This is a genomic window from Streptomyces sp. Q6, from assembly GCF_036967205.1.
In the GTDB taxonomy this organism is placed as follows: domain Bacteria; phylum Actinomycetota; class Actinomycetes; order Streptomycetales; family Streptomycetaceae; genus Streptomyces; species Streptomyces citrinus.
Genome location: NZ_CP146022.1, coordinates 1,986,245 through 2,010,258, shown reverse-complemented (window position 1 = coordinate 2,010,258; position 24,014 = coordinate 1,986,245). Strand labels below are relative to the sequence as shown.

The following is a 24,014-nucleotide window of genomic DNA, read 5'->3' as shown; positions in this document are numbered from 1 at the left end:
GGGCGGGACCTTCACCCCCTGCACGCGCACACCACCCGACCTCCCCTCCGCCCCACCCCGTACGAACGGAGAGCCGACCATGGCAACGACCACCGCCGTGGCCAAAGCACCAAGGCCCGAGGGACCGCCGAACGCGCGCAAGCGCCGCTCGGCCACACCGAAGAAGCTGCCCTACCTGCTCATCGCGCCGGCCGGGCTCCTCATGCTCGGCTTCATCGCGTATCCCGTACTGAACGTCTTCTACACGGCGTTCCAGAACGAGAACCCGACCAAGCCCTGGCGCAACGGATTCGCCGGCTGGGACAACTTCACCCGGATCTTCACCGAGGACGACCAGTTCTGGTCCACGCTCGCCTTCAGCGGCAAGTGGGTCGTCGTCGAGGTCGGCCTCCAGCTGCTCTTCGGCCTCGCGCTCGCCCTCATCGTCAACCAGACGTTCGTCGGCCGCGCCCTGTCGCGCGCCATGGTGTTCTCACCCTGGGCCGTCTCCGGCGTCCTCACCAGCGCCATCTGGGTGCTGCTCTACAACTCCCAGACCGGCATCACCCGTTACCTCGCGGACATGGGCCTCGCCGAGTACGGCTCCAGCTGGCTCTCCGACCCGAACACCGTCTTCTCCGCGGCCGTCGTCGCGGACCTGTGGCGCGGTGTCCCCTTCTTCGCGATCCTCATCCTCGCCGACCTGCAAACGGTCTCGAAGGACCTGTACGAGGCCGCCGAGGTCGACGGCGCCTCGCGCCTCCAGCAGTTCTTCCACATCACGCTGCCGCACCTGAAGGACGCGATCGTCCTCGCCACGCTGCTGCGCATGGTGTGGGAGTTCAACAACGTCGACCTGCTCTACACCCTCACCGGCGGCGGCCCCGCGGGACAGACCACGACACTCCCGCTGTACATCGCCAACATCTCCGTCGACGCACACGACTTCGGCTACGCCTCGGCCCTGACCACCGTGGCCTTCGTGATCCTCCTCTTCTGTTCGATCCTCTACCTCCGGCTCAGCAAGTTCGGGGGCGACGACAAGTGACCACCGCCCAGGAGGCACCCGTGGCCGTCACCGACAAGCCGCAGGCCGCGCACACCGGCACCCCCGCGGGACCGGGCGGCACGCCCGCCCGGACCCGCAAGGAACGCCGCGCCTGGGACGAGGCGCCCCGCTGGCAGATCTACCTGCCGCTCGGCGTGTACCTCGTCTTCACGCTCGTCCCGTTCTACTGGATGATCCTCTTCGCCCTGCGCCCCGCGGGCACCACCGGCATGCTGCCCTGGCCGATCACCCTCGACCACTTCGAGAAGGTGTGGACCGAGCGAAGCTTCGGCGTCTTCTTCCAGAACAGCCTCATCGTCGGCGTCGTCACGCTGTTCATGACGACCCTCGTCTCGCTGGCCGGCGGCTACGCCCTCGCCCGCTTCAACTTCAGGATCAAGCGGGGCTTCATGCTCGCGCTGCTGTGCTCCCAGTTCGTCCCGGGCGCCCTGCTGCTCGTCCCGCTGTTCAAGGTGTTCGCCGGCATCCAGATGATCAACTCGCTGGGCAGCGTGATCATCGCCGAGACCGTCTTCCAGCTGCCGCTCTCGATGATCCTGCTCAGCAACTTCATCAAGAACGTGCCGTACTCCCTGGAGGAGGCCGCCTGGGTCGACGGCTGCGGACGCTTCCGCGCCTTCTGCGCGATCGTCCTGCCGATGCTGCGGCCCGGCCTCGTCGCCGTCGGCTCCTTCGCCTTCGTGCACAGCTGGAACCACTTCCTGTTCGCCCTGATGTTCCTGTCCAAGCAGGACCTCCAGACCATCCCGGTCGGCCTGAACACCCTGCTCTCCGCCGACTCCGTGGACCTCGGGGCGCTCGCCGCCGGCGGCGTCATCGCCGCGCTCCCCGTCGTGATCGTGTTCGCGTTCATCCAGAAGTACCTCGTCACGGGCTTCAGCGCCGGGGCGGTGAAGGGATGAGAACCATGCCGGTATCCGTACGCAACCGCCCCCTCCAGGCCGCCCTCGCCTGCGCCTTGCTGGCCCTCGGGCTCGGCGCCTCCGGATCGGCGGGCGCGCAGGGCCGCGACATCAGCCGTGACGTCCTGGCCGCCGACGACGGCTGGGCCGCGGCCGACGGCGGCACCACCGGCGGCGCCGCGGCCGACGACGCCCACGTCACCACCGTCACCGACCGCGCCGGACTGCTCCGCGCCCTCGACGGCGGCAGCGCCACCCCGAAGATCATCAAGATCGCGGGCACCCTCGACGCCAACGTCGACGACCGCGGCAGGCACCTGTCCTGCGCCGACTACGCCACCGACGGCTACGACCTCAAGAAGTACCTGGCCGCCTACGACCCCCGCACCTGGGGCGGCGCGGGACCGGCCGGCCCCCAGGAGGAGGCCCGCGCCGCGTCCGCCGCACGGCAGGCCGAACGCGTCACCTTCAAGGTCGGCTCCAACACCACGCTCGTCGGCCTGGGCGCGGGCGCCGTGCTCAAGGGCGCGAGCCTCCAGGTCGCCAACGCCGACAACGTCATCGTCCGCAACCTCGACCTGCGCGACGCCTACGACTGCTTCCCCGTCTGGCAGCCCAACACCGGCGGCCTCGGTGACTGGAAGACCGCCTACGACACGCTGTGGCTCAAGGGCGCCACCCACGTGTGGGTCGACCACGTCACCGCCTCCGACGAAGGCCACCCGGACGAGGACGAGCCCACCTACTTCGGCCGCAACTACCTGCGCCACGACGGCCTCATCGACATCACCAACGGCTCCGACCTGGTCACCGTCTCCTGGAGCCGGCTCGTCGGCCACGACAAGGCGATGCTCATCGGCAACGGCGACGGTGTCACCGGCGACCGCGGCAAGCTCCGCGTCACCCTGCACCACAACGCGTTCGAGGGCATCGTGCAGCGCGCCCCGCGCGTCCGCTTCGGCCAGGTCCACCTCTACAACAACCGGTACGTCGTCCCGGCCGACGCCCACGACCACCGCTACAGCGTCGGCGTCTCCACCGAGTCGCGGATCCACGCCGAGAACAACGCCTTCACCACGCCCTCGTACGTCGAGGCCGCCGACCTCGTCAAGAGCTGGAACGGCACCGCGCTGCACGCCGAGGGCACCCTCTTCAACGGCTACCCCGTCGACCTGGTGACCATCTACAACGCCTACAACTCCGGCAGCGAGCGCGATCTGACGACGGACGTCGGCTGGACCCCGTCACCCTCGCTGCACGGCCCGATCAGCAGCGCCGCGCAGGCCGACAAGGACGTGGCGCGCGGCGCGGGGACGGGGAGGATCCGATGAGTACGCCCGTCACCGGAGCCGGCACCGCACCCGTCCCGGTCGTCCTCGCCGGCGCCCGCGGACACGGCCGCTGGCACCTCGCCAACCTCCGCCGCCTCGCCGACGCGGGCCGCGTCACGCTCGCCGGCGTGTGCGAGCTGACGCCGCTGACCGACGAGGAGTCGGCCGGCTTCACCGGCGTCGCCCAGTCCGCCGACCTCGGCGCGCTCCTCGACACCACCGGCGCCCGCGTCGCGATCGTCTGCACCCCGATCCCCACCCACACCGACCTGGCCCTGATCGCCGCGGAGCGCGGCGTCCACCTGCTCCTGGAGAAGCCGCCCGCCCCCTCGTACGGGGAGTACCGGCGGATGGCCGACGGGGTGGCCGCGGCGGGGATCGCCTGCCAGATCGGCTTCCAGTCCCTCGGCTCGCACGCCGTGCCCCACATCCGGGCCCTCGTGCGCGACGGCCTCATCGGCGAGCCGCTCGGCATCGGCGCCGCCGGAGCCTGGGCCCGCGACGAGGCCTACTACCGGCGCGCCCCCTGGGCCGGGCGCCGCCGCTTCGACGACGGCAGCGACGTCCTCGACGGCGTGCTCACCAACCCCCTCGCCCACGCCGTCGCCACCGCCCTCGCCCTCGACGGGGCGACCGGCGCCGACGACCTCACCGACATCCGCACCGAACTGTTCCGTGCCAACGCCATCGAGGCCGACGACACCTCGTACGTCGAACTCGGCACGCGCCACGGCTCCCGGATCACCGTCGCCGCCACGCTGTGCGCCGAGCGGCCCGACGAGCCGTACGTCGTCGTGCACGGCAGCCGCGGCCGGATCACCTTCTGGTACAAGCAGGACCGCGTCCTCGTGCAGCGCGCCGGACACGGCCCCGAGGAGACCGTCCACGGGCGCACGGACCTCCTGGAGAACCTCCTCGACCACCTCGCCACCGACGGCGCGACACCGCTCCTCGTCACCCCCGCCACGACCGGCGCCTTCATGCGGGTCGTCGAAGCGATTCGACGCGCCCCCGACCCGCTCGCGCTGCCGGCCGAGGCGTGGAGCGCGCTGCCCGGCGACCGGGACGGCACCGTCCGCCGCGTCGTGCACGGCATCGACGGACTCGTCGCCGCCAGCGCCGACACCCTCACCGGCTACACCGGGCTCGGAGCGTTCTGGGCCCGGCAAGGACTGGAGGCCGCATCGTGAACCGCCTCGCCACCGCACCCCTGACCCTGAGCTGCGCCGGCCGCCCCGTCGCCCGCTACGAGATCCCCGCGCACGCCGACGAAGCCGCGCTCCGGCTGTCGCCGCGCCCCTACCTCCACCCGGTCACCACCCTGGCCGGCACCCCCGTCACCGAGTTCGCCCCCGCCGACCACCGGCACCACCTCGGGGTGAGCGTCGCCGTGCCGGACGTCGCCGGACACAACTTCTGGGGCGGCCGCACCTACGTCCGCGACCAGGGCCCCACCGAGCTCGACAACCACGGGGAGCAGCGCCACCGCGAGTTCAAGCTGTGCGATCCGGACGGGTTCGTCGAGGACCTGGAGTGGATCGCCGACGGACGGCTGCTGCTGCGGGAGCGCCGCACCGTCGCCGCGACCCGGCTCACCGACGACGCCTGGGCGTTGGACCTCACCTTCGCGCTCACCAACCCGGCGGCCGAGGAGCTGACCATCGGCAGCCCGGCCACCAACGGCAGGCCCGGCGCCGCCTACGGCGGGTTCTTCTGGCGCGCCCCCAAGGAGACCGCGCCCCCGACGGTCTTCAGCGCGAACGGACCGGCCGACGGCCGGGAGCCCGGAGGCCGTCCCCGGGAGCGGACGGCACGGCCGCCGCCGCGGGTGAGCCCGCCGCGCACGGCCGTACCGCCGCCTGGCTCGCGATGGCGGGGAGACCTGGACCCTGGTCTTCGCCGGCGCCACCGCCGAGACCCGCCGCGACCCGTGGTTCGTGCGCACCGGCGAGTACCCGGGCGTCGGCTCCTCCCTCGCCTCCGCGGACCGCCTGGCGATCGGCCCCGGCGACACCGCCGTACGCCGTCTCGTCACGGTCGTCGCCGACGGCCGGCTCGACCGGGCCCGCGCCGAGACCCTCGTACGCAAGGCGGTGACCGCATGACCACGGCCCACAGGACAGGTGACCTGGGCGACGGGACCTACCGCAACCCGATCCTGCCCGCCGACTGGTCCGACCCCGACGTGGTCCGCGTCGGCGACGACTTCTACCTCACCGCGTCCAGCTTCGGCCGGGTGCCGGGGCTGCCGCTCCTGCACTCCCGCGACCTCGTCAACTGGACGCTGATCGGGCACGCCCTGGACCGCCTCGAGCCCGCCGAGGCGTTCGCGAGCCCGCGCCACGACTGCGGCGTGTGGGCACCGTCGATCCGCCACCACGACGGCCGGTTCTGGATCTTCTGGGGCGACCCCGACCACGGCGTCTTCCAGATCAACTCCCCCTCCATCAGGGGCCCGTGGACGGCGCCGCACCTCGTCAAGGCGGGCAAGGGCCTCATCGACGCCTGCCCGCTGTGGGACGAGGAGAGCGGCGAGGCGTACCTCGTGCACGCCTGGGCCAGGTCCCGCTCCGGCGTCAAGAACCGGCTCACCGGCCACCGGATGAGCGCCGACGGACGCGAACTCCTCGACGAGGGAAGGCTGTTGATCGACGGGGACCGCATCCTCGGCTGGTTCACCCTCGAAGGACCCAAGCTGTACCGGCACGACGGCTGGTTCTGGATCCTCGCCCCCGCCGGGAGCGTGGAGAGCGGCTGGCAGGGCGCGTTCCGCTCCCGCTCGTTCTTCGGCCCCTACGAGGAACGGGTCGTGCTCGAACAGGGCGACACCGCCGTCAACGGCCCCCACCAGGGCGGCTGGGTGCGCACTCCTCAGGCCGACGGAATCACGGACTGGTTCCTGCACTTCCAGCAGCGCGGCCCGTACGGACGCGTCGTGCACCTCCAGCCGATGCGGTGGGACGCCGCGGGCTGGCCGGTGATGGGCGACGACGGCAGCCCGGTGACCGTGCACACCAAGCCCGCGCTGCCGCCGCAGCCGCCCACCGCCCCCGCCACCGACGACGACTTCCCCGGCGGCCGGCACGGCAGGCAGTGGCAGTGGACCGCCAACCCACGTGACGGGTGGTCGAGTTCGCACGGCGGGGACGGACTCCGGCTGGCCTGCGTGCGCTCCGCCGACGGGGTGCGCGACCTGCGCCGCGTCCCGCACCTGCTCACCCAGCGCCTCCCCCTGCTGCCGTCCCGCGTCGAGGTCGACCTCCGGCTGACCGGCACCGCACCCGGCGCCAGGGCCGGGTTGACCGTGCTCGGCGACGCGTACTCCTGGATCGGTCTGGAGCGCGGCACCGACGGCAGCACCCACCTGGTGCACCGGTTCGCCGAACTCACCGCCGAACAGGAACGCGACGCCGCCCACTCGCGCGAGGCGCCCCACGGGACGGCGCGCCTGCGCATCGACATCGCCGACGGAGCCCGCTGCCGCTTCTCCGCCGACACCGGCGACGGATTCCGGCCCTCGGGCCAGGTGTTCACGGCACTGCCGTGGCGCTGGGTCGGCGCGCTGCTCGGCCTGTTCGCCGCCGCGCCGACCGGTGAGTCGCAGGCCGGTACCGCCCTGTTCACGCACTTCCGGATCAGCACCGACAACTGACTCCACCCGCACGCCTGTTGGGAGCCGCAACGATGCACCTCCACCGCAACAAGCGCCACAGAACCCGCGCCGTCCTTCTCGCGCTCGGTACCGCCGTCGGACTCGGGATCGCCGGACCCGCCCCCGCCGGGCACGCCGCGCAGCCCGCCGCGCCGCCCGACCGGCTCTCCGCCACCCCGCACGGTTTCGCCGCGCTCGCCGGAGGCACCACCGGCGGGGCCGGCGGCAAGGTGGTCACGGTCACCACCCAGGCCGACCTGGAGAAGTACGCCGCCGCCCCGGAGCCGTACATCATCCGGGTGGCCGCCACGATCACGGCCGAGCCGTTCGGCGCGAACGTCGTCGTGGCCTCGGACAAGACGATCGTCGGCGTCGGCACCCGGGGCGAACTCGTCCAGGGCGAACTGCACCTGAACCCCGGCACGAGCAACGTCATCATCCGCAACCTGACGATCCGCGACTCGGCGGTCGCGGGCAACTGGGACTGCAAGGACACCGACTTCGACGGCGTCCAGATGGACACCGCCGACCACGTCTGGATCGACCACAACCGCTTCTCGAACATCTGCGACGGCCAGCTCGACATCCGCAAGGACAGCGACTACATCACCGTCTCCGACAACCGCTTCGAGAACAACAACAAGACGTTCGGCATCGGCTGGACCCCGAACGTCGTCACGAAGATCACCATCGACCACAACTGGTTCAGCGGCACGAAACAGCGCAACCCGTCCGCCGACAACTGCGCCTACGCACACCTCTACAACAACTATCTGACGGCCCAGGCCGACCCCGGCGACCCCGTATGGACGTACGGGAACTGGTCCCGCGGCAAGACCAAGATGGTCATCGAGAACAGCTACTACGACAGCGTCCAGCACCCCTACCAGGCCGACGCCACGGCCGAGTTGGTGCAGCGCGGCTCCATCCTGAAGAACACCACCGGGCGCACCGACGCCTGGGGGACGGCGTTCGCGCCGCGGGACTTCTACGCGTACCGCCTGGACCCGGCGGCGGCCGTGCCCGCGCTGGTCGAGCGGTTCTCGGGGCCGCAGCGGACGATCGGCACGAGCACGACCCTGAGCGTCCCCGGCGACTACCCGACGGTGCAGGCGGCGATCGACGCCGTCCCCGAGGGCAACGACGGGCGGATCACCGTGGCCGTCGCCCCGGGCACGTACCGCGAGAAGGTCTACATCCCCGCGTCGAAGCCGAAAATTGATCTGCGCGGGACTGGACACGACCGGTCCGACACCGTCATCGTCTTCGACACACCGGCCGCGTACGGAGGCTCCACGGGGAGCGCCACGGTCCGGATCGCCGCGAACGACGTGACGGCGCGCCACCTCACCTTCAGCAACGACTTCGACGAGGCGGCGCACGAACTCAGCGGCGAGCAGGCCCTCGCCATGAAGACGACCGGCGACCGCATCGTCTTCGAGGACACGGCCTTCCTGGGCAACCAGGACACCCTGATGACCGACAGCCCCAAGCTGAAGCAGATCGCGCGCGTCTACGTCCGCGACGCGTACATCGAAGGCGACGTCGACTTCATCTACGGCCGCGCCACCACGGTGATCGAGCGCTCCGTGATCAAGGCGCTCAGCCGCGGCTCGGACACCAACAACGGCTACATCACGGCCGCTTCGACCTGGAAGGAGAACCCGTACGGCTTTCTGATCACCGACTCCCGCATCGTGAGCGACGCGCCCGCCGGGACCTTCCACCTCGGCCGGCCCTGGCACCCCGGCGGCGATCCCGACGCCGTCGCCCAGGTCCTGATCCGGGACACCGAACTCCCCGCCGCGATCAAGGCGTCGCCGTGGACCGACATGAGCGGTTTCTCCTGGCGCGACGCCCGCTTCAGCGAGTACCGCACCTCGGGCCCCGGCGCCGACGTCACCGCCGACCGGCCGCAGCTGAGCGACGCGGACGCGGCCGGCCACACCGTCGCCGACTACCTGGGCGGCACCGACGGCTGGGCCCCGCAGCGCCACTGACGCGCCCCGCTCCCGCCTCTTCCGTACAGCTCCATCGCGTAGCCGCCCATCCCGTACAGCCCCATCCCGTACAGCCCCATCCCCATCACACCGAGCAACAGAGAGCCGACCATCATGAACAAGCAGCGCAGCCGCCGTCTCGTCGCGGCGATCTCCCTGGTGTCCGCCCTGGCCCTGACCGCGACCGCCTGCGGTGACGACGGCTCCTCGAAGGGCGGCGACGAGGGCGGCAAGGGATCCGGCAAGGGCAAGATCGTCTTCTGGGACAACAACGGTGGTGTCCGCACCGCCGTGTGGAAGGAGATCATCGCCGACTTCGAGAAGGCGAACCCGGACATCGACGTCGAGTACGTCGGCGTCTCCGCCACCGAGTACCAGTCGAAGGTCGAGACCGCCCTCCAGGGCGGCGGCCTGCCGGACGTCGGCGGTGTCGGCACCACCATGGTCTCCGCGCTCAACCTCCAGGGCGCCCTGGAACCGCTCTCCGCGCGCTACGAGAAGTCGCCGCTCAAGGGCAAGCTCAACGAGGGCTTCGTCGAGTCGGTCAAGGCCGCGGCCGGCGGCGGCGACGAGATGTACACGATCCCCACCTCCGCCAACAACGGCACCCTGTACTACCGCAAGGACCTGTTCGACAAGGCGAACCTGCCCGAGCCGATCACCTGGGACGCGTTCTACAAGGCGGCCGACAAGCTGACGAACGCCAAGAAGAACGAGTTCGGGTACACGATCCGCGGCGGCGCGGGCTCGGTCGCGCAGGCCTTCGACGCGATGTACGGACAGTCGGGCCTCACGTCGTTCTGGGACGCCTCCGGCAAGAAGACGACGCTCAACGACGCCAAGAACGTCGCCGCGCTGGAGAAGTACGCCGCCCTGTACAAGAAGGTCACGCCCTCGGCCGACCTCAACAACGACTTCACCAAGATGGTCGCCCAGTGGGACTCGGGCACCATCGGCATGCTCAACCACAACCTGGGCTCCTACCAGGACCACGTGAAGGCCCTCGGCGCGGACAAGTTCCGCGGCATCCCGCAGCCCACCGGCCCCGGCGGCAAGCGCGTCCAGGTCTCCAACCCGGTCGACGGCGTCGGCATCTTCAAGGCATCCAAGAACAAGGACGCCGCCTGGAAGTTCGTCCAGTACGCCGCCTCGCACGAGGCCAACTCGAAGTGGAACGAGTCGGCGGGCTCGATCCCCGCGAACAACGACGCCGCCAAGGACGCCTGGATCTCCAAGGCCGAGCCGACCAAGCTCGCCGCCGCGGCCCTCACCGACGGCTCGACCACGATCCTCCAGCTCCCGTACTACCTGCCGGACTGGAACACGATCACGAAGACCGACGCCGAGCCCGACTTCCAGAAGCTGCTCCTCGGCAAGACCAGCGCCAAGGACTTCCTCGACAAGATGGCCGACGCGTTCAACAAGGCGCAGGCCGAGTGGGACGAGCAGAAGAAGTAGCAGCCTGACGGCCCCCGTACCGGGGCGGGGCTTTCGAGGGGAGGGCCCCGCCCCCCTGCTCCACCATCCGTCCGACGCCACGCGTCGCGACGTCACGCGTCCCGCGTTCACGAAAGGACGGCACACCGACGTGTCGACCAGAAGAACCGCTCTCGCCGCACTCGCCGCCGTGCCGCTCGCCGCGGCCGTCGCGGGCCCGGCCGCCGCCCGCCCCGCCCGCGACACCGGGCGGACCCTGTTCATCGCCGGCGACTCCACCGCCGCCCAGAAGTACGTCGACGCCAAGCCCGAGACCGGCTGGGGCATGGCCCTCCCGTTCTTCCTCGCCGACCGCGTCAGGGTGGCCAACCACGCGGTCAACGGGCGCAGTTCGAAGAGCTTCCTCGACGAGGGCCGGCTCGAACCGATCCTCGCCGCGATCCGCCCCGGCGACCTGCTGCTCGTCCAGTTCGCGCACAACGACGAGAAGAGCGCCGACCCCACCCGCTACACCGAGCCCTGGTCCACGTACCAGGACTGTCTGCGGCGCTACCTCGACGGGGCCCGCGCGAAGGGCGCCCGCCCGGTCCTCGCCACCTCCGTCGAGCGCAGGAAGTTCGACGCGAGCGGCAACGCGCTGCCCACCCACGGCGACTACCCGGCGGCGATGCGCGCCCTCGCCGACGAGGAGGGCGTCGCGCTCCTCGACATCCAGGCGCTGTCCCTCGCGCTGTGGCAGCAGCTCGGCGTCGAGGAGACGAAGGTCTACTTCAACTGGACCGCCACCGAGCAGGACAACACCCACGCGAACCCGCCCGGCGCCATCGCCGTGGCCCGGCTCGTCGCCGCCGAGCTGCTGCGTACGCGCGTGCTGCCGGCCCGTGACGTGCGCCGCCTCGGCGACGAGATCGACGAGCTGTCCGCGGTGTGGGCCTCCCGGCTGACGTGGCTGTCCGGCACCACTCCCGCCTGACCCCGATGAGTTCACCCGCTTGAGGAGCCGTACAGTGAAGACACAGAAATGTCATGGGCGCGTCATTACCGGGCTGGTCGGCTGCACTGCCCTCGCCCTCGCCGTCACCGGCACGACCGCCGCGCAGGCGCACGGCCGCGACACCGCCCGCCAGACGCTGGCCGCCGGCGACGGCTGGGCCTCGGCGACCACCGGCACCACGGGCGGCGCCGCCGCCGACGCCGCGCACGTCTACACCGTCACCACCTGGGCCGAACTGAAGGCCGCCTTCGCCGACGGCGGCACCGCCCCGAAGATCATCAAGGTCCGGGGCACGCTCGACGCGGACGGCGACACCTGCGCCGACTTCGCCGCCGACGGCTACGACTTCGACCAGTACCTCGCCGACTACGACCCGGCCGTCTGGGGCTACGAGAACGAGGTGACCGGCGAGCAGGAGAGCCTGCGGGCCGCCTCCGCCACCGCCCAGGCCAAGGCCATCAAGGCGAGCGTCCCGGCCAACACCACGCTCGTGGGCGTCGGCAAGAACCCGGGGATCGTCGGCGGCAGCCTCCAGATCACCGGCGTCGACAACGTCATCGTCCGCGGCCTCACGCTGGAGTCCCCCCTCGACTGCTTCCCGCAGTGGGACCCGACCGACGGCGCCACCGGTAACTGGAACTCCGAGTACGACGCGGCCGTCGTCTACGGATCCACGCACGTCTGGCTCGACCACAACACGTTCACCGACGGCGACCACCCCGACTCGACGCTGCCCACGTACTACGGGCGGATCTACCAGCAGCACGACGGCGAGCTCGACATCGTCAGGGGCGCCGACTACGTCACCGCGTCCTGGAACGTCTTCGCCGACCACGACAAGACCCTCATGATCGGCAACAGCGACAGCGCCGCCGCCACGGACGAGGGCAAGCTGCGCGTCACCCTGCACCACAACCTGTTCAAGAACATCGTCGAGCGGGCCCCGCGCGTGCGGTTCGGGCAGGTCGACGCGTACAACAACTCGTACGTCGGCAACGCCGACCACGTGTACTCCTTCGGTATCGGCTTCAAGTCCCAACTGGTCGCGGAGAACAACGCGTTCACGCTCCCGGAGGGCATCGGCGCCGCGTCGATCCTGCACCGGTGGAACGACTATCCGCTGACCGCGAAGGGCAACGTCGTCAACGGCGTGCCGACGGACATCATCGCGGCGTACAACGCGGCCAACGCGAGCACTCCGTTGCGGACCGGGGCCGGGTGGACGCCCGAACTCCGGCGCACGGTCGACCCGGCGAAGTCCGTCGGCCGGGTCGTCGCCCGCGGCGCCGGGGCGCATCAGCTCCGCTGACCCCGGGTTCGCGTCCGCCCGGTCGATCGTCGTCGCGGGGCGCGGGTTCGGTGGGTGGTCGCTCGCGCGGTTCCGCGAGCCCCTGAAGGTCCGCGGCTTCGCCGCTCAGCCCTCGTCGGGGAATCGCGGCGGCGCGCAGCGCCCGCGTCTCAGGGGCGCGGGGAACCGCGCGACCAGCCCCCACCGAGCCCGCACCCGCGACGGATCGCCCCCACCCACTCCCGCACGCCGCACGCGAAGGAGCCGCACCCCCATGCCCATCCCGCACCGCCAACTCCCGGTTTCCAGACGCCAGTTCCTGGCGGCCGGCGCAAGCGCGAGCGTCGGCGTCGCGCTCGCCCTGGGCCTCACCCCCACCCCCGCCCGCGCCGGAGGAAGGCACCCCTTCGGCCCCTACGGATCGCCGACGTCCCGCCTCACCGAACGCACCCTCTACGTGGACCGGCACGGCGCCGGCGACCACACCACGATCCAGGCCGCGGTCACCGCGGCGAGCGGCGCCGGCCACACCCTCGTCATCGCCGCCGGTGTCTACCGCGAGACCACCACCGTCAGCGCCGCCCGCACCGACATGACGTGGATCGGCGCGACCGGGCAGCCCAAGGACGTCGTCATCGTGTACGACAACGCCGCGGGCACCACCAAGCCCGACGGCTCCGGCACCTACGGGACCACCGGCTCCGCCACCACCACCGTGCAGGCCGCCGGGTTCACCGCGCACGCCCTCACCTTCGCCAACGACTGGCTGCGTGCCGACCACCCCGGGATCAGCGGGACGCAGGCCGTCGCGATCAAGGTGCAGGGCGACCGTTCGGCGTTCCTGCGCTGCCGGTTCCTCGGCCACCAGGACACCCTGTACGCCGACTCGACGGCCCTGACCGCCTTCGCCCGCCAGTACTTCCGCGACTGTTACGTCGAGGGCGACGTCGACTTCGTCTTCGGCCGCGCCACCGCCGTCTTCGAGCACTGCCACTTCCGGACCCTGGACCGCACCGACCTGGCCTCGGCCCCGTACGGCTTCGTGTTCGCGCCGTCCACCGCCGGTGCCAACCCGCGCGGCTACCTCGTGTCCCGCTCCCGCGTCACCAGCACCGCTCCCGACGCGTCCTACAAGCTGGCCCGCCCCTGGGTGCCCAGCTCGGACACGACGGCCCGGCCCGCGCTCATCGTGCGCGACACGCGTCTCGGCGCCGGCATCGACGCGGCGGCGCCCTACGCGAACATGTCGGACAGCTTCCCCTGGCAGAACCAGCGGTTCGCCGAACACCACAACACGGGACCGGGCGCCGCGATCACCGATCCCGCCGACCGCCCCCAACTGACCCGCGCCGAGGCCGAGTCGGCGACCCGCGCCGCCTACCTCGGCGACTGGACACCGGGCGGGGTGACCCCGTGATGCGCCGCCGCACGCTGCTCGCCGCCGCCGGGGAGCGCTGGCCACGACCACGCTCGCCGCGACCCCGGCCCGCCCGCGCACCCTGCACGTCCGCCCCGGTGACTCGGTCCAGGCCGCGGTCGACGCCGTCGACGGACCGGGCCGCACGATCGTCGTCCACCCGGGCGTCCACCGCGAGGTCGTCCACGTCCCCGCATCCCTGGAGGACCTGACGATCCGCGGCGTCGAGGGCCAGGACCCCCGCGCCGCCGTCATCGTCCACGACCACGCCAACGGCACGCCGCTGCCCGACGGTTCGGGCACCTACGGCACCGCCGGTTCCGCGACCTTCACCTCCGCCGCCCCCGGCCTCACCGTCCGCGGCCTCACCCTCGCCAACGACTGGCTGCGCGCCGACCACCCCGAGACCACCGGCACCCAGGCCGTCGCCGCGTACGTGACGGGCGACCGCACCCTCTTCCACCGGGTACGCCTCCTCGGCCACCAGGACACCCTCTTCGCCGACACCACCGCCCTGACCGCCTTCGACCGGCAGTACTTCCGCGACTGTTACGTCGAGGGCGACGTCGACTTCGTCTTCGGGCGGGCCACCGCCGTCTTCGAACGCTGCCACTTCCGCACCCTCGCCCGCGACGTCGACTTCACCCCCAAGGGCATGGTCTTCGCCCCGGCCACCGCCCGCGCCAACCCGCACGGATTCCTCGCCACGCGCTGCCGGTTCACCTCCGGCGCCGAGGACGGGGCGTACGAACTGGCCCGCCCCTGGGTCCCCTCGTACGAGACGACGGCCTGGCCCTCCCTCGTCGTACGGGACTCCTGGCTCGGCCCCGGCATCGACCCGGTCACCCCGTACACGAACATGCGCGACGCCTACCCGTGGCAGACGATGCGGTTCGCCGAGCACGCCAACTCCGGCCCTGGAGCGGTCATTTCGGTCCCCGAGAACCGGCCGCAGCTCACCGCCGCGCAGGCTGCCGAGCACACCCGCGCGACCTACCTCGGCGACTGGCGGCCCGATGCGTGACCACGGCATCGGGCGCCGCCGGTTCGTGACGGGAGCCGCCGCCGCGGCCCTCGCCGCCGGCGCCACCGGCGAGCAGGCCGCCGCGGCCGAACCGATCGGCGGCAACCTCCCCGACTTCCACCCCCTCCTCAAGGCCGAGCTGGACTTCCCCCTCGCCTGGGGCCGCTCCCCGATCCGCGACTTCACGGCATGGCGCCGCGCCGCCCGCGCCCAGGTCGAGGAACTCCTCCTCGTCGATGCCCAGAAAGACGTCCCGTACGAGCCCGCCCACACCGACCACGCCCAAGGAGACGGCTACACAAGGGAGTTGGTGACCCTCTCCCTGACCCGGTACGAGCGGGTGCGCGGCGCGCTGCTCACCCCCGACGGCCCCGGACCGTTCCCCGCGGTGCTCCTCCTGCACGACCACGGCGCCAAGTTCGACATCGGCAAGGAGAAGTTCGTCCGGCCCTGGTACGACGACACGCGCCTGGCCTCCGCACAGGCCTGGGCGGACAAGCTGCTCAGCGGACGCTTCGTCGGCGACGAACTCGCCCGCCGCGGCTACGTCGTGCTCTGCCTCGACGCGCTCGGCTGGGGCGACCGCGGACCCGTCGCCTACGAACAGCAACAGGCCCTGGCGAGCAACTTCTACAACCTCGGCTCGTCCCTCGCCGGACTCATGGCCCGCGAGGACGCCCGCGCCGCCGGCTTCCTCGCCGGCCTCGACCGCGTCGACCCGGGCCGCGTCGCCGCCGTCGGCTTCTCCATGGGCGCCTACCGCGCCTGGCAGACAGCCGCCCTCAGCGACCACGTCGCCGCCGCGGCGAGCGTCTGCTGGATGACCGGCCTCAGAGAAATGATGGTGCCCGGCAACAACACCCTGCGCGGTCAGTCCGCCTACTACATGCTCCACCCCGGCCTCGCCCGGCACCTCGACATCCCCGACGTCGCGAGCATCGCCGCGCCCCAGCCCCTGTACTTCCTCGACGGCGCCGACGACACCCTCTTCACCGCCGAGGGCGTCGAGGCCGCGTACGACCGGATGCGGACCGTGTGGCGCTCCCGCCGGGCCGATGACCGGCTGCGCACCGAGATCTGGCCCGGCCTCGGCCATGTCTTCACCGACCGCATGCAGGACGCGGTCCTCGACTGGCTGGACGACGTCCTGTAGCGCCGGGCGGCCCCACCCCCCCACCGACGAAAGGACCCGCACGTCATGTTTCGTCGTACGACCGGCACCACACTCGTCGCCCTCGCCTGGGCCGCACTGCTCGGCTGCGGCGCCGCAGCCGTCCCCGCCCAGGCCTCCGCACCCCACCCGGCCGTCGAGGGCTGGGCGGGCGCCGACGGCGGCACCGTCACCGGCGGCGCGGACGCCGACCCGGCCTCCGTCTGGACCGTGCGCACCCGCGCCGAACTCAAGGAAGCCCTCGCCAACCACGGCGACCCGACCGCGCCCAAGGTGATCCGGGTCGCGGTCGACATCGACGGCGCCGAGGCCGACGACGGCAGCGGCAGGCTCCTCGGCGAACAGGACTACGCGCCCGGCTACGACCGGACCAAGTACATGGCGTGCTTCGGCGAGGACGGCACCGCCTGGTCCGACACCCGCCACGACTACTGCAAGCAGCAGCGCACCCTGCGCCAGACCGGCTCCACGAGACAGAAGCTCCAGATCCAGCTGACCGTCCCCAGCAACACCACCCTCGAAGGCACCGGCGACCACGCCCGTCTCCTCGGTGTCTTCCTCACGGTCAACACCGGCAGCAACATCATCGTCCGCGACCTCCAACTGGAGGCACCCGTCGACCACTTCACCACCTGGTCCCCGGACGACGGCGACAGCGGCAACTGGAACGCCCGCTTCGACGCCATGACCGTCATCACCGGAAGCCGCGTCCTCGTCTCCCACTGCACCTTCACCGACGGCCGCTTCCCCGACTCCAAGGCCCCGGTCGGCTTTCACGGCAAACCCGTCCAGCGCCACGACGGACTCCTCGACATCGAGGACGGCTCGAACTTCATCACCGTCGCCGACAGCCGCTTCACCGACCACGACAAGGCGCTCCTCATCGGCTCCGGCGACGGACGCGCCGACCGCGACCGCGGCAAACTCAAGATCACGTTCGCCCGGAACTGGTTCCACGACATCGTGCAGCGCGCCCCCCGCGTCCGCTTCGGCCAGGTCCACGCCTACAACAACCTGTACACCGGCGCCCGGCCCCTCTACGCGCTCGGGGTCGGCCTGGAGTCCGCGCTCGTCAGCGAGAAGAACGTCTTCGCCTACGAGCCCGGAGCCGGCCGGCCGGTCGTGGTGGGCGCGATGGGCGGCACCGCCTTCCACGACAAGGGCTCCTGGATCGACGGCCGCCCCGCCCGGCTCGACGCCCAGGCGGCCGACCTCATCGGCGCCTCCTACACCTCCGACACGGGCTGGGACCCGGCCACCACCCCCGGATACGGGTACCGGCCGCTGCCCACCGTCGCGTCGGCCGAGCACCACGTCCGCCACCACGCGGGCCCGCACGCCTCCCCCCGGCGCACCCCCTGACGAAAGGACCCGCACGTCATGCTTCGTCGCACCGCCCGACTCGCCCTGTCCACCGCCGTCGCCGCGGCGGCCGCCGTGATCGTCCTGCCCGCGCAGGCGCACGCGGCCACCGTCGTCGTCGACACCACCGCCGAACTCGACGCGGCGATCTCCGGCGCCTCCGCCGGCACCGTCATCCAGGTCCGCGGCGGCACCTACTACCCGACCGAGACCCTCCAGTCGACGGCCGACGGCACGTCCTCGTCGCCGGTCACGCTGACCGCGTACGGCAGCGAGACGGTGAAGGTCGACGGCTCCTCGCTCCCCTCCGGCGACTGGATCTTCAAGCTGACCGCCGACTACTGGAACGTCTCGAACATCACCTTCCAGAACTCCCCGGACAGCGCGGTCGTCTGCCAGTCCTGCACGGGCACCAACTGGTCGAACATCAAGACCGTCAACGGCGGCGACTCCGGCTTCACCCTGACCGGCGACGGCACCGTGAACAACACGGTCAGGAACATCGACAGCTACGGGCACTACGACGCCGCGAACCACGGCGAGAACGCCGACGGCGTCGCGGTGAAGTTCGGCTCGGGGACCGGCAACCTGATCACCGGCGCCCGCCTCTACAACAACTCGGACGACGGCATCGACCTCTGGTCCTTCTCCTCACCCGTCACCATCGAGCACACCTGGTCCTTCGGCAACGGCAAGAACCGCTGGTCCGACTCGGCCTTCGCGGGCGACGGCAACGGCTACAAGCTCGGCGGCGACGGCGAGGTCGTCGCCCACGTCGTCAACAACTCGGCCGCCTGGGACGACGCCGGCAACGGCTTCACCGAGAACTCCAACCGGGGCGCCCTCGTCATCAACCGCACCACGGCCTACGCGAACGGCAAGTACGGCTACTACTTCGCGACCAACTCCGCCAAGCTCGGCAAGAACCTCGCGGTCTCCAACGGCTCGGCCGCTGTCTCCAAGGGCTCGTCGGTCACCTCGTCCGGCAACAACTGGGACGCGGGCGTCGCGACCCCGTCCTTCCGCTCGACGGACGCGACCACGACCTACAACGCCCGGTCCTCGTCCGGCACGCTGCCCGCCACGACGTTCCTCACGACGGGCTCGACCACGATCGGCGCGACGATGAACTGACCCGCCGCGCCCGCACCCCCGGCCCGCCGGCCCCGCACGACACCGGCGGGCCGTACGCGTGCACCTCGCTCAGCCCAACTGCCACAGCACATACGTCACCAGGACCAGCAGCACCCCGGCCAGCGCCATCACCGCGCCGAGCAACCGCAGAGTGCCGCGGATGTCCAGGGCCCAGTGCATCCCGGTCCAGAGCGCGACGAGGCCACCCACGAGGAAAGCACCCAGGAGCACGGGGGAGGGGCCGTGTCCCGTGGCGGCGAGGGGAGGTCCGGGCATCACGGTGGTTCGTCCTTGAACGTCGGGGCGTCAGACGCGGCTGTACATCTGTCCGCTGACCCTATGGGCCCGGATTCAACACCAGGTCAAGCGCAGTCCAGACCTGGGCAATGGCCATGAATCCCGCCCGGTCGATATCGATCGGGTAAAGGGTGTCGCGGGAATCCGTGTGATGCGCGTAGACATGCCTCCACCTGCACCGCATGCCCCCCCTGTCACTCAGCGAATGGAGTTCGCGTGCCGACTCTCCGCCCGTCCACCAAAGTCATCGGCATCGCCGCCGCTTGCGCCCTCGCCGCTGGTGTCGTCCACGGCACCGGCGCCGCGAGCGCCGACCGCCCGACCCGGCACACGACCGCCGAACCGCACAACATCGGCGAGCTCGTGACCGAGATCAAGAGCTACTACGGCGCCGCCCAGGACGCCGACGGTGTCTGGCAGGCATCCGCCGACAGCGCCTACGCCGACGACCTGGCCCGCATCGAGGCCGGCGCCAAGAAGGACATCGACAAGGCCGTCAAGAAGGCGAAGCGCCACGGCGAGAAGCCCGCCGTCGTCTTCGACATCGACGACACGCTGCTGCTCAGCCTCGACTACGAGATCAAGACCAACTACGTCTACAACAGCGCCAGTTGGGCCGCCTACGTCGCCAAGGCCGACCGCCCGGCCGTGCCCGGCACCCCTGACCTCATCGCGTACGCCACGAGGAAGGGCGTCGAGGTCTTCTACAACTCCGGCCTCAAGGAGACGCAGCGCGCCTCCGCCGTCGAGAACCTGAAGAAGGTCGGCGTCGACGTCAACCTCGACGCCGACCACGTCTTCCTGAAGGACACGGCGAACCCGCCCGCCTACCTGAGCGAGTGCGCCACCGCGGCCGCCTGGAACTGCACCACGGTCCAGTACAAGTCCGGCACCCGCAAGCACATCGAGGACCAGGGCTACGACATCGTCGGCAACTTCGGCGACCAGTACTCCGACCTCGAAGGCGGCTACGCCGACAAGACGTACAAGCTCCCGAACCCCACGTACTACGTGAGCTGACCGGACCTGCCGGACTTGCCGGACCGACCGGACCTGCCGGACCGACCGGACCGACCGGACCTGCCGGACCGACCGGGCCGACTGGTCTGACCTGGGGTCTTCTCGGGCTGCGGCAACCTTTCCCGGGGACGGTGACCACCTACGGGTGCGAGATCCCCCAGGAAAGGATCCCTTCCGTGCGCACCCCTGCACGTCACCGCCGCACCCGTGCCGTCCCGATCGCGATCGCCGTCGCGGTCGCGGCCGGCGCGGGCGGCGTCTGCCTCGGCCTCCGGCCGGGCGACGCGAACGCGGCCACCACGGTCACCGTCTCGTCCACGGCCCAGCTGGAGACGGCCGTGAAGAACGCCTCCGCCGGCACCACCATCCGGATCCGCGGCGGCACCTACTACCCGACCGCCACCCTCAAGTCCACGGCGAACGGCACGAGTGCGGACCGGATCACGCTCGCCGCGTACGGCGGCGAGCAGGTGAAGGTCGACGGCTCGAAGCTGCCCGACGGCTCCTGGCTCGCCGGGATCTACGGAGATCACTGGACCGTCCAGAACATCACCTGGCAGAACTCGCCCGCCCAGGGCTTCGTCGCCACCTCCTCCGTCGGCGGCGTCTTCAAGAACCTCGTCACCGCGAACAACGGCGACTCCGGCTTCACCTTGCGCGGCGACGGCACCACGAACAACCTCATCCAGAACCTGGACAGTCACGGCAACTACGACCCGGCGGGCCACGGCCGGAACGCGGACGGTCTCGCCGTGAAGTTCGGTTCCGGCACCGGCAACAAGGTCACCGGCGCCCGCCTCTCCGACAACTCCGACGACGGCATGGACCTCTGGCAGTTCTCGTCGCCGGTCACCATCGAGCACTCGTGGGCGTACGGCAACGGCAAGAACCGCTGGAACGACACCGCCTTCGAGGGCAACGGCAACGGGTTCAAGCTCGGTGGCGGCGGCGCCACGGCCGCCCACGTCGTGAACAACGACGCGGCCTGGAACAACAGCCTCCACGGCTTCACCGAGAACTCCAACACCGGAGCGATCCAGCTCGACCGCAACACGGCGTACGCCAACACCGCGTCCGGCTACTACGTCGCCACCGGTACGGCCCGCCTCGGCAAGAACCTCGCCGTGAAGAACGGCACGGGCCCGGCCGAGCTCGGCTCGTCGACCGTCTCCGCGGGCAACACCTGGGACAGCGGCATCGCGACCCCGTCCTTCACGTCGACCGACGCCACCACCGCGTACGGCGCCCGTCGGTCGAACGGTTCGCTGCCCGCGACGACGTTCCTGACGACCGGCTCGACCACGATCGGCTCGACCATGAACTGACGTCGCTCGCGGGCGAGTCGACGAAGAGCGCCCCCGCCGGGTCCCACCGGCGGGGGCGCTCCTCCTGGGGGTTCCCCCGTCCCCTGACCGGGGGGCGGTCAGGGGCATGTCCCCGGCCGGGGGGCCAACCGGGGACGAACGTGGCTCGGGCGAGGGGCAGTTGACGGATCAGTCGTCGGATCAGTCGTAGGTCAGATCGGAGGCGGTGTACCGGCAGTACGTCCCGTCGGGTCCGCTGCCCAGTTCCTTGGGCTCGGCCCCGGTGTCGTTCCCCTGGTACCGCACGCACGGCTTGATCTTCTTGCTGCTGTCGCCGTGGATACGGACGTTGCGCAGGGCGGCGGTGTCACCGTAGTTGGAGTTGATGCCGACGATCGACTTGCCGGGGGCGGTGATGTCGACGTCGTTGATGATGATGTTGCGGTTCTTGTACTGGGTCGAGCAGTTGCCGCAACTGCGCACCAGCTTGCCGAAGTTCGCCACCTGGAACTTGGTGACGACCAGCTTTCCGGCGCCGTTGAACTGGAACACCTTGTCGGAGGCCGACTTCGCGCCGCCCCCGTACACGGTGTAGACGGACGAGGTGGACTTGCCCTTGAAGGTGGCGGCGTCCTCGCCGACGTCCTCCCACCAGACGTTCTGGAGCGTGCAGGTTCCGGCGCAGTGCACGCCGTCGGCGGCGGGGGAGCCGATGATGACGTTCTTCAGGACGGCGCCGTCCTTCAAGTTGAAGATCGGGTCCTGGCCCTCGTCCTGGCCGTCGCCGCCCAGGTCGCCGGAGCCGTAGTAACGCTTGTAGCCCCCGTCGAGCGTGCCCGAGACGGAGATGGTGGAGGAGACGGCCTGGGTGCCCTTCGCCTCGGGCCACGTGGTGGCGGCACCGGCGGAGTTGAGCATCCCACTGGTGGCGACGGCGGCGCCGGTGAGCGTGAACGCGGCGAGCCCACCGAGGACGGCCCGCCGCCGGGTCACGCGGCGACGGTGGGAACGAGGGGGTTGGCTGTTGGTCATGCCCGTTGGTCGCCCCCCGGCGCGGAAAGGTTGCCGCGAAGTCGCCCCGTTCTCCCGCGCCCCGATTCTTCGCCGGCACACAGCCGGACCGGCGACGAGCAACGGGACCGGAACGGGACCGGCGGAAGGCGACCGGACCGTGGACGAGCAACCGGAGCGGCGAGAAGCAACCGGACCGGACTACTCGAAGTCCCCGCCCACGGAGGCGTCCCGGCCCGCGGTCGTCCGCCCCGTCACGGAGTACCGGTCGTCCGAGGCGTCCCGCCCCCCGGAGGCATGGTCGTACTGACCGGCGAACACGCTCTCCCCGGCCGGTACCGTCCGCCCGTCCTTCAGCACCCACCGGTACACGAGGAACCCGTCCTTCTCGTCGACGGACTCGGTGAAGTCGTCGGCGGGCAGGGAGCGCCAGTGGCCGGTGCTGGCGACCTTGCCGGTCTGCGCGACCCGCAGCTCGACGGTCAGCTCGGACAGCGGGTCCTTCGTCTTGAACGTGACGTTGCTCTGGCCCCAGTAGTCGTTCGACCCCGGGTCGACCGACCCGTCCGACCACAGGGGTCCGTCGGTGGTGTCGTTCACCGGCGGCTTCTCGTCCGAACCGCCGCCCGAACCGGCCGACGGCTTCGCGGGACCGGAGGAGGCGGAACGCTCCGGAGTCCGCGAGGGCTCGGCGGCGTTCCCGGAGGAGGTCGCGGTCGTGGAGGGCCGCGGCTCGCGCGAGGTGGCGTCCGGCGACGGCGCGGTCGTGGGCGTCGGCGAGACGGCGACCCGCTGCTGCGGGGTCTCGTCCTGGCGCAGGGCCGCGCCGACCGCGAACCCGCCGACGGCGAGCACCCCGGCGACCCCGGCGGTGACCCCGGCGATCCGCACCCAGCCGACGGCGGGCCGGTGCCGTTCGGGCCGCGCCGCGGGCTGTTCGTGCATAGCGCGCTCGATCCGGGCCAGCATCCGCTCCCGGTCGGGCCGGTGCGTGTCGGCGGCCTCGCGCAGCCGCTGCCGCAGGTCGTCGCTCATCGCCGACCTCCTTCCGTGGCATCGAGTGCCGCACCGACCGCCCGTACGCGCCGTGGCGTCTGCCCGTTCAGCTGCTCGTGGCCGAGCCGGCGTTCCAGTTCGGCCAGGCCCTTCGACGTCTGGCTCTTCACCGTACCGACCGAGATCCCCAGGGCGAGCGCGGTGTCCTTCTCCGACAGATCGAAGGCGTGCCGCAGCACGACACACGCGCGCTTGCGGAACGGCAGTTCCCGCAGCGCGTCCTGGACGTCGACGACGGCCGGCACATCGGGTCCGTCGGTGCGTTCCTGACGGCCCGACCAGAACAGGGCTACGCGCCGCCGCTCACGGATGGCGCTGCGGATCCGGGTGCGGGCGAGGTTGGCGACGACGCCGCGCGCGTACGCGACGGGATGCTCGGCCGCCCGGACCCGGTCCCAGCGGTGCCAGAGCGCGAGCAGCGCGTCCGCCGCGAGATCGTCGGCGGCGTCCGGCTCGCCCGTCAACAGGTGGGCGAGGCGGGCGAGTTCGGCGTGGTGCCGTTCGAAGAAGGCATGAAATTCGGCGGAGGCGGCATCGTCCACGACCGTGCTCACGCGGAACCCTCC

At 71.3% G+C, this 24,014-nt stretch carries 20 protein-coding genes and 1 pseudogene; 17 read left to right on the top strand and 4 right to left on the bottom strand.

The features are described from left to right. Window positions 1-79 precede the first annotated feature (79 nt). The 15 genes and pseudogenes from V2W30_RS09415 (at window position 80) to V2W30_RS09345 (ending at window position 18,760) form a co-directional block, all read left to right on the top strand. A complete protein-coding gene (locus V2W30_RS09415) occupies window positions 80-1,027 on the top strand; it encodes a sugar ABC transporter permease (RefSeq protein WP_338695245.1) in 948 nt (315 codons plus the stop codon). Window positions 1,028-1,047: 20 nt separating this feature from the next. Further along, window positions 1,048-1,950: a carbohydrate ABC transporter permease gene (locus V2W30_RS09410; RefSeq protein ID WP_338695243.1), complete on the top strand. Its 903-nt coding sequence runs from the start codon at window positions 1,048-1,050 to the stop codon at window positions 1,948-1,950. A 5-nt stretch (window positions 1,951-1,955) separates the two neighbouring features. Then, window positions 1,956-3,281, top strand: coding sequence for a pectate lyase family protein (locus tag V2W30_RS09405; RefSeq protein ID WP_425244512.1), 1,326 nt, complete (start codon window positions 1,956-1,958; stop codon window positions 3,279-3,281). Further along, entirely contained in the window at window positions 3,278-4,471 is a 1,194-nt protein-coding gene (locus V2W30_RS09400) for a Gfo/Idh/MocA family oxidoreductase (RefSeq protein ID WP_338695239.1), read from the top strand. The genes V2W30_RS09405 and V2W30_RS09400 overlap by 4 nt, the downstream gene beginning before the upstream one ends. Continuing rightward, window positions 4,468-5,386: pseudogene (locus V2W30_RS09395) on the top strand (PmoA family protein). The gene V2W30_RS09400 and the pseudogene V2W30_RS09395 overlap by 4 nt, the downstream one beginning before the upstream one ends. Further along, window positions 5,383-6,933: a glycoside hydrolase family 43 protein gene (locus V2W30_RS09390; protein ID WP_338695237.1), complete on the top strand. Its 1,551-nt coding sequence runs from the start codon at window positions 5,383-5,385 to the stop codon at window positions 6,931-6,933. The pseudogene V2W30_RS09395 and the gene V2W30_RS09390 overlap by 4 nt, the downstream one beginning before the upstream one ends. 32 nt (window positions 6,934-6,965) lie before the next feature. Next, complete coding sequence (locus tag V2W30_RS09385) at window positions 6,966-8,933, top strand: pectinesterase family protein (protein ID WP_338695235.1); 1,968 nt, start codon at window positions 6,966-6,968, stop codon at window positions 8,931-8,933. Between the two features lie 114 nt (window positions 8,934-9,047). Further along, window positions 9,048-10,391, top strand: coding sequence for a sugar ABC transporter substrate-binding protein (locus V2W30_RS09380; protein ID WP_338695233.1), 1,344 nt, complete (start codon window positions 9,048-9,050; stop codon window positions 10,389-10,391). 130 nt (window positions 10,392-10,521) lie between these two features. After that, window positions 10,522-11,343, top strand: a complete 822-nt coding sequence (locus V2W30_RS09375; protein ID WP_338695231.1) for a rhamnogalacturonan acetylesterase — start codon at window positions 10,522-10,524, stop codon at window positions 11,341-11,343. 34 nt (window positions 11,344-11,377) lie between these two features. Continuing rightward, the gene (locus tag V2W30_RS09370; protein ID WP_338695229.1) at window positions 11,378-12,673 is read left to right on the top strand and encodes a polysaccharide lyase family 1 protein; all 1,296 of its coding nucleotides are present in this window, start codon (window positions 11,378-11,380) and stop codon (window positions 12,671-12,673) included. A gap of 253 nt (window positions 12,674-12,926) precedes the next feature. Further along, window positions 12,927-14,069: a pectinesterase family protein gene (locus V2W30_RS09365; RefSeq protein ID WP_338695227.1), complete on the top strand. Its 1,143-nt coding sequence runs from the start codon at window positions 12,927-12,929 to the stop codon at window positions 14,067-14,069. A 37-nt stretch (window positions 14,070-14,106) separates the two neighbouring features. Next, complete coding sequence (locus tag V2W30_RS09360) at window positions 14,107-15,093, top strand: pectinesterase family protein (RefSeq protein ID WP_425244669.1); 987 nt, start codon at window positions 14,107-14,109, stop codon at window positions 15,091-15,093. Next, window positions 15,086-16,246 (top strand): dienelactone hydrolase family protein, encoded by a 1,161-nt coding sequence (locus V2W30_RS09355; protein ID WP_338695225.1) that lies wholly within the window; start codon window positions 15,086-15,088, stop codon window positions 16,244-16,246. Before V2W30_RS09360 ends, V2W30_RS09355 begins: the two co-directional genes overlap by 8 nt. Before the next feature lie 45 nt (window positions 16,247-16,291). Then, window positions 16,292-17,626, top strand: a complete 1,335-nt coding sequence (locus V2W30_RS09350) for a pectate lyase (protein ID WP_338695223.1) — start codon at window positions 16,292-16,294, stop codon at window positions 17,624-17,626. A gap of 18 nt (window positions 17,627-17,644) precedes the next feature. Next, window positions 17,645-18,760: a right-handed parallel beta-helix repeat-containing protein gene (locus V2W30_RS09345; RefSeq protein WP_338695221.1), complete on the top strand. Its 1,116-nt coding sequence runs from the start codon at window positions 17,645-17,647 to the stop codon at window positions 18,758-18,760. 69 nt (window positions 18,761-18,829) lie between these two features. On the opposite strand, the gene V2W30_RS09340 is transcribed toward V2W30_RS09345, so the two are convergent. Then, window positions 18,830-19,036 (bottom strand): hypothetical protein, encoded by a 207-nt coding sequence (locus tag V2W30_RS09340; RefSeq protein WP_338695219.1) that lies wholly within the window; start codon window positions 19,034-19,036, stop codon window positions 18,830-18,832. Between the two features lie 237 nt (window positions 19,037-19,273). On the opposite strand from V2W30_RS09340, the gene V2W30_RS09335 reads away from it, so the two are divergent. Both V2W30_RS09335 and V2W30_RS09330 read left to right on the top strand, forming a co-directional pair. Next, a complete protein-coding gene (locus V2W30_RS09335) occupies window positions 19,274-20,077 on the top strand; it encodes an HAD family acid phosphatase (RefSeq protein ID WP_338695217.1) in 804 nt (267 codons plus the stop codon). Window positions 20,078-20,253: 176 nt separating this feature from the next. After that, complete coding sequence (locus V2W30_RS09330; RefSeq protein ID WP_338695214.1) at window positions 20,254-21,402, top strand: right-handed parallel beta-helix repeat-containing protein; 1,149 nt, start codon at window positions 20,254-20,256, stop codon at window positions 21,400-21,402. A 180-nt stretch (window positions 21,403-21,582) separates the two neighbouring features. Here V2W30_RS09330 and V2W30_RS09325 read toward each other — a convergent pair whose 3' ends face one another. The 3 genes from V2W30_RS09325 to V2W30_RS09315 form a co-directional block, all read right to left on the bottom strand. Continuing rightward, window positions 21,583-22,413, bottom strand: a complete 831-nt coding sequence (locus tag V2W30_RS09325) for a pectate lyase (RefSeq protein ID WP_338695212.1) — start codon at window positions 22,411-22,413, stop codon at window positions 21,583-21,585. A 180-nt stretch (window positions 22,414-22,593) separates the two neighbouring features. Next, a complete protein-coding gene (locus V2W30_RS09320; protein WP_338695210.1) occupies window positions 22,594-23,427 on the bottom strand; it encodes a hypothetical protein in 834 nt (277 codons plus the stop codon). Next, window positions 23,424-24,002 carry a SigE family RNA polymerase sigma factor gene (locus V2W30_RS09315; protein WP_338695208.1) on the bottom strand — a complete coding sequence of 193 codons (579 nt, stop codon included), beginning with the start codon at window positions 24,000-24,002 and terminating at the stop codon, window positions 23,424-23,426. Before V2W30_RS09315 ends, V2W30_RS09320 begins: the two co-directional genes overlap by 4 nt. Window positions 24,003-24,014 lie beyond the last annotated feature (12 nt).

Coding starts and splice junctions, on each gene's coding strand:
- V2W30_RS09365 (WP_338695227.1), top strand. CDS start 12,927: ATGCCCATCCCGCACCGCCAACTCCCGGTTTCCAGACGCCAGTTCCTG.
- V2W30_RS09400 (WP_338695239.1), top strand. CDS start 3,278: ATGAGTACGCCCGTCACCGGAGCCGGCACCGCACCCGTCCCGGTCGTC.
- V2W30_RS09340 (WP_338695219.1), bottom strand. CDS start 19,036: ATGCCCGGACCTCCCCTCGCCGCCACGGGACACGGCCCCTCCCCCGTG.
- V2W30_RS09350 (WP_338695223.1), top strand. CDS start 16,292: ATGTTTCGTCGTACGACCGGCACCACACTCGTCGCCCTCGCCTGGGCC.
- V2W30_RS09380 (WP_338695233.1), top strand. CDS start 9,048: ATGAACAAGCAGCGCAGCCGCCGTCTCGTCGCGGCGATCTCCCTGGTG.
- V2W30_RS09320 (WP_338695210.1), bottom strand. CDS start 23,427: ATGAGCGACGACCTGCGGCAGCGGCTGCGCGAGGCCGCCGACACGCAC.
- V2W30_RS09415 (WP_338695245.1), top strand. CDS start 80: ATGGCAACGACCACCGCCGTGGCCAAAGCACCAAGGCCCGAGGGACCG.
- V2W30_RS09345 (WP_338695221.1), top strand. CDS start 17,645: ATGCTTCGTCGCACCGCCCGACTCGCCCTGTCCACCGCCGTCGCCGCG.
- V2W30_RS09405 (WP_425244512.1), top strand. CDS start 1,956: ATGCCGGTATCCGTACGCAACCGCCCCCTCCAGGCCGCCCTCGCCTGC.
- V2W30_RS09325 (WP_338695212.1), bottom strand. CDS start 22,413: ATGACCAACAGCCAACCCCCTCGTTCCCACCGTCGCCGCGTGACCCGG.
- V2W30_RS09385 (WP_338695235.1), top strand. CDS start 6,966: ATGCACCTCCACCGCAACAAGCGCCACAGAACCCGCGCCGTCCTTCTC.
- V2W30_RS09390 (WP_338695237.1), top strand. CDS start 5,383: ATGACCACGGCCCACAGGACAGGTGACCTGGGCGACGGGACCTACCGC.
- V2W30_RS09355 (WP_338695225.1), top strand. CDS start 15,086: ATGCGTGACCACGGCATCGGGCGCCGCCGGTTCGTGACGGGAGCCGCC.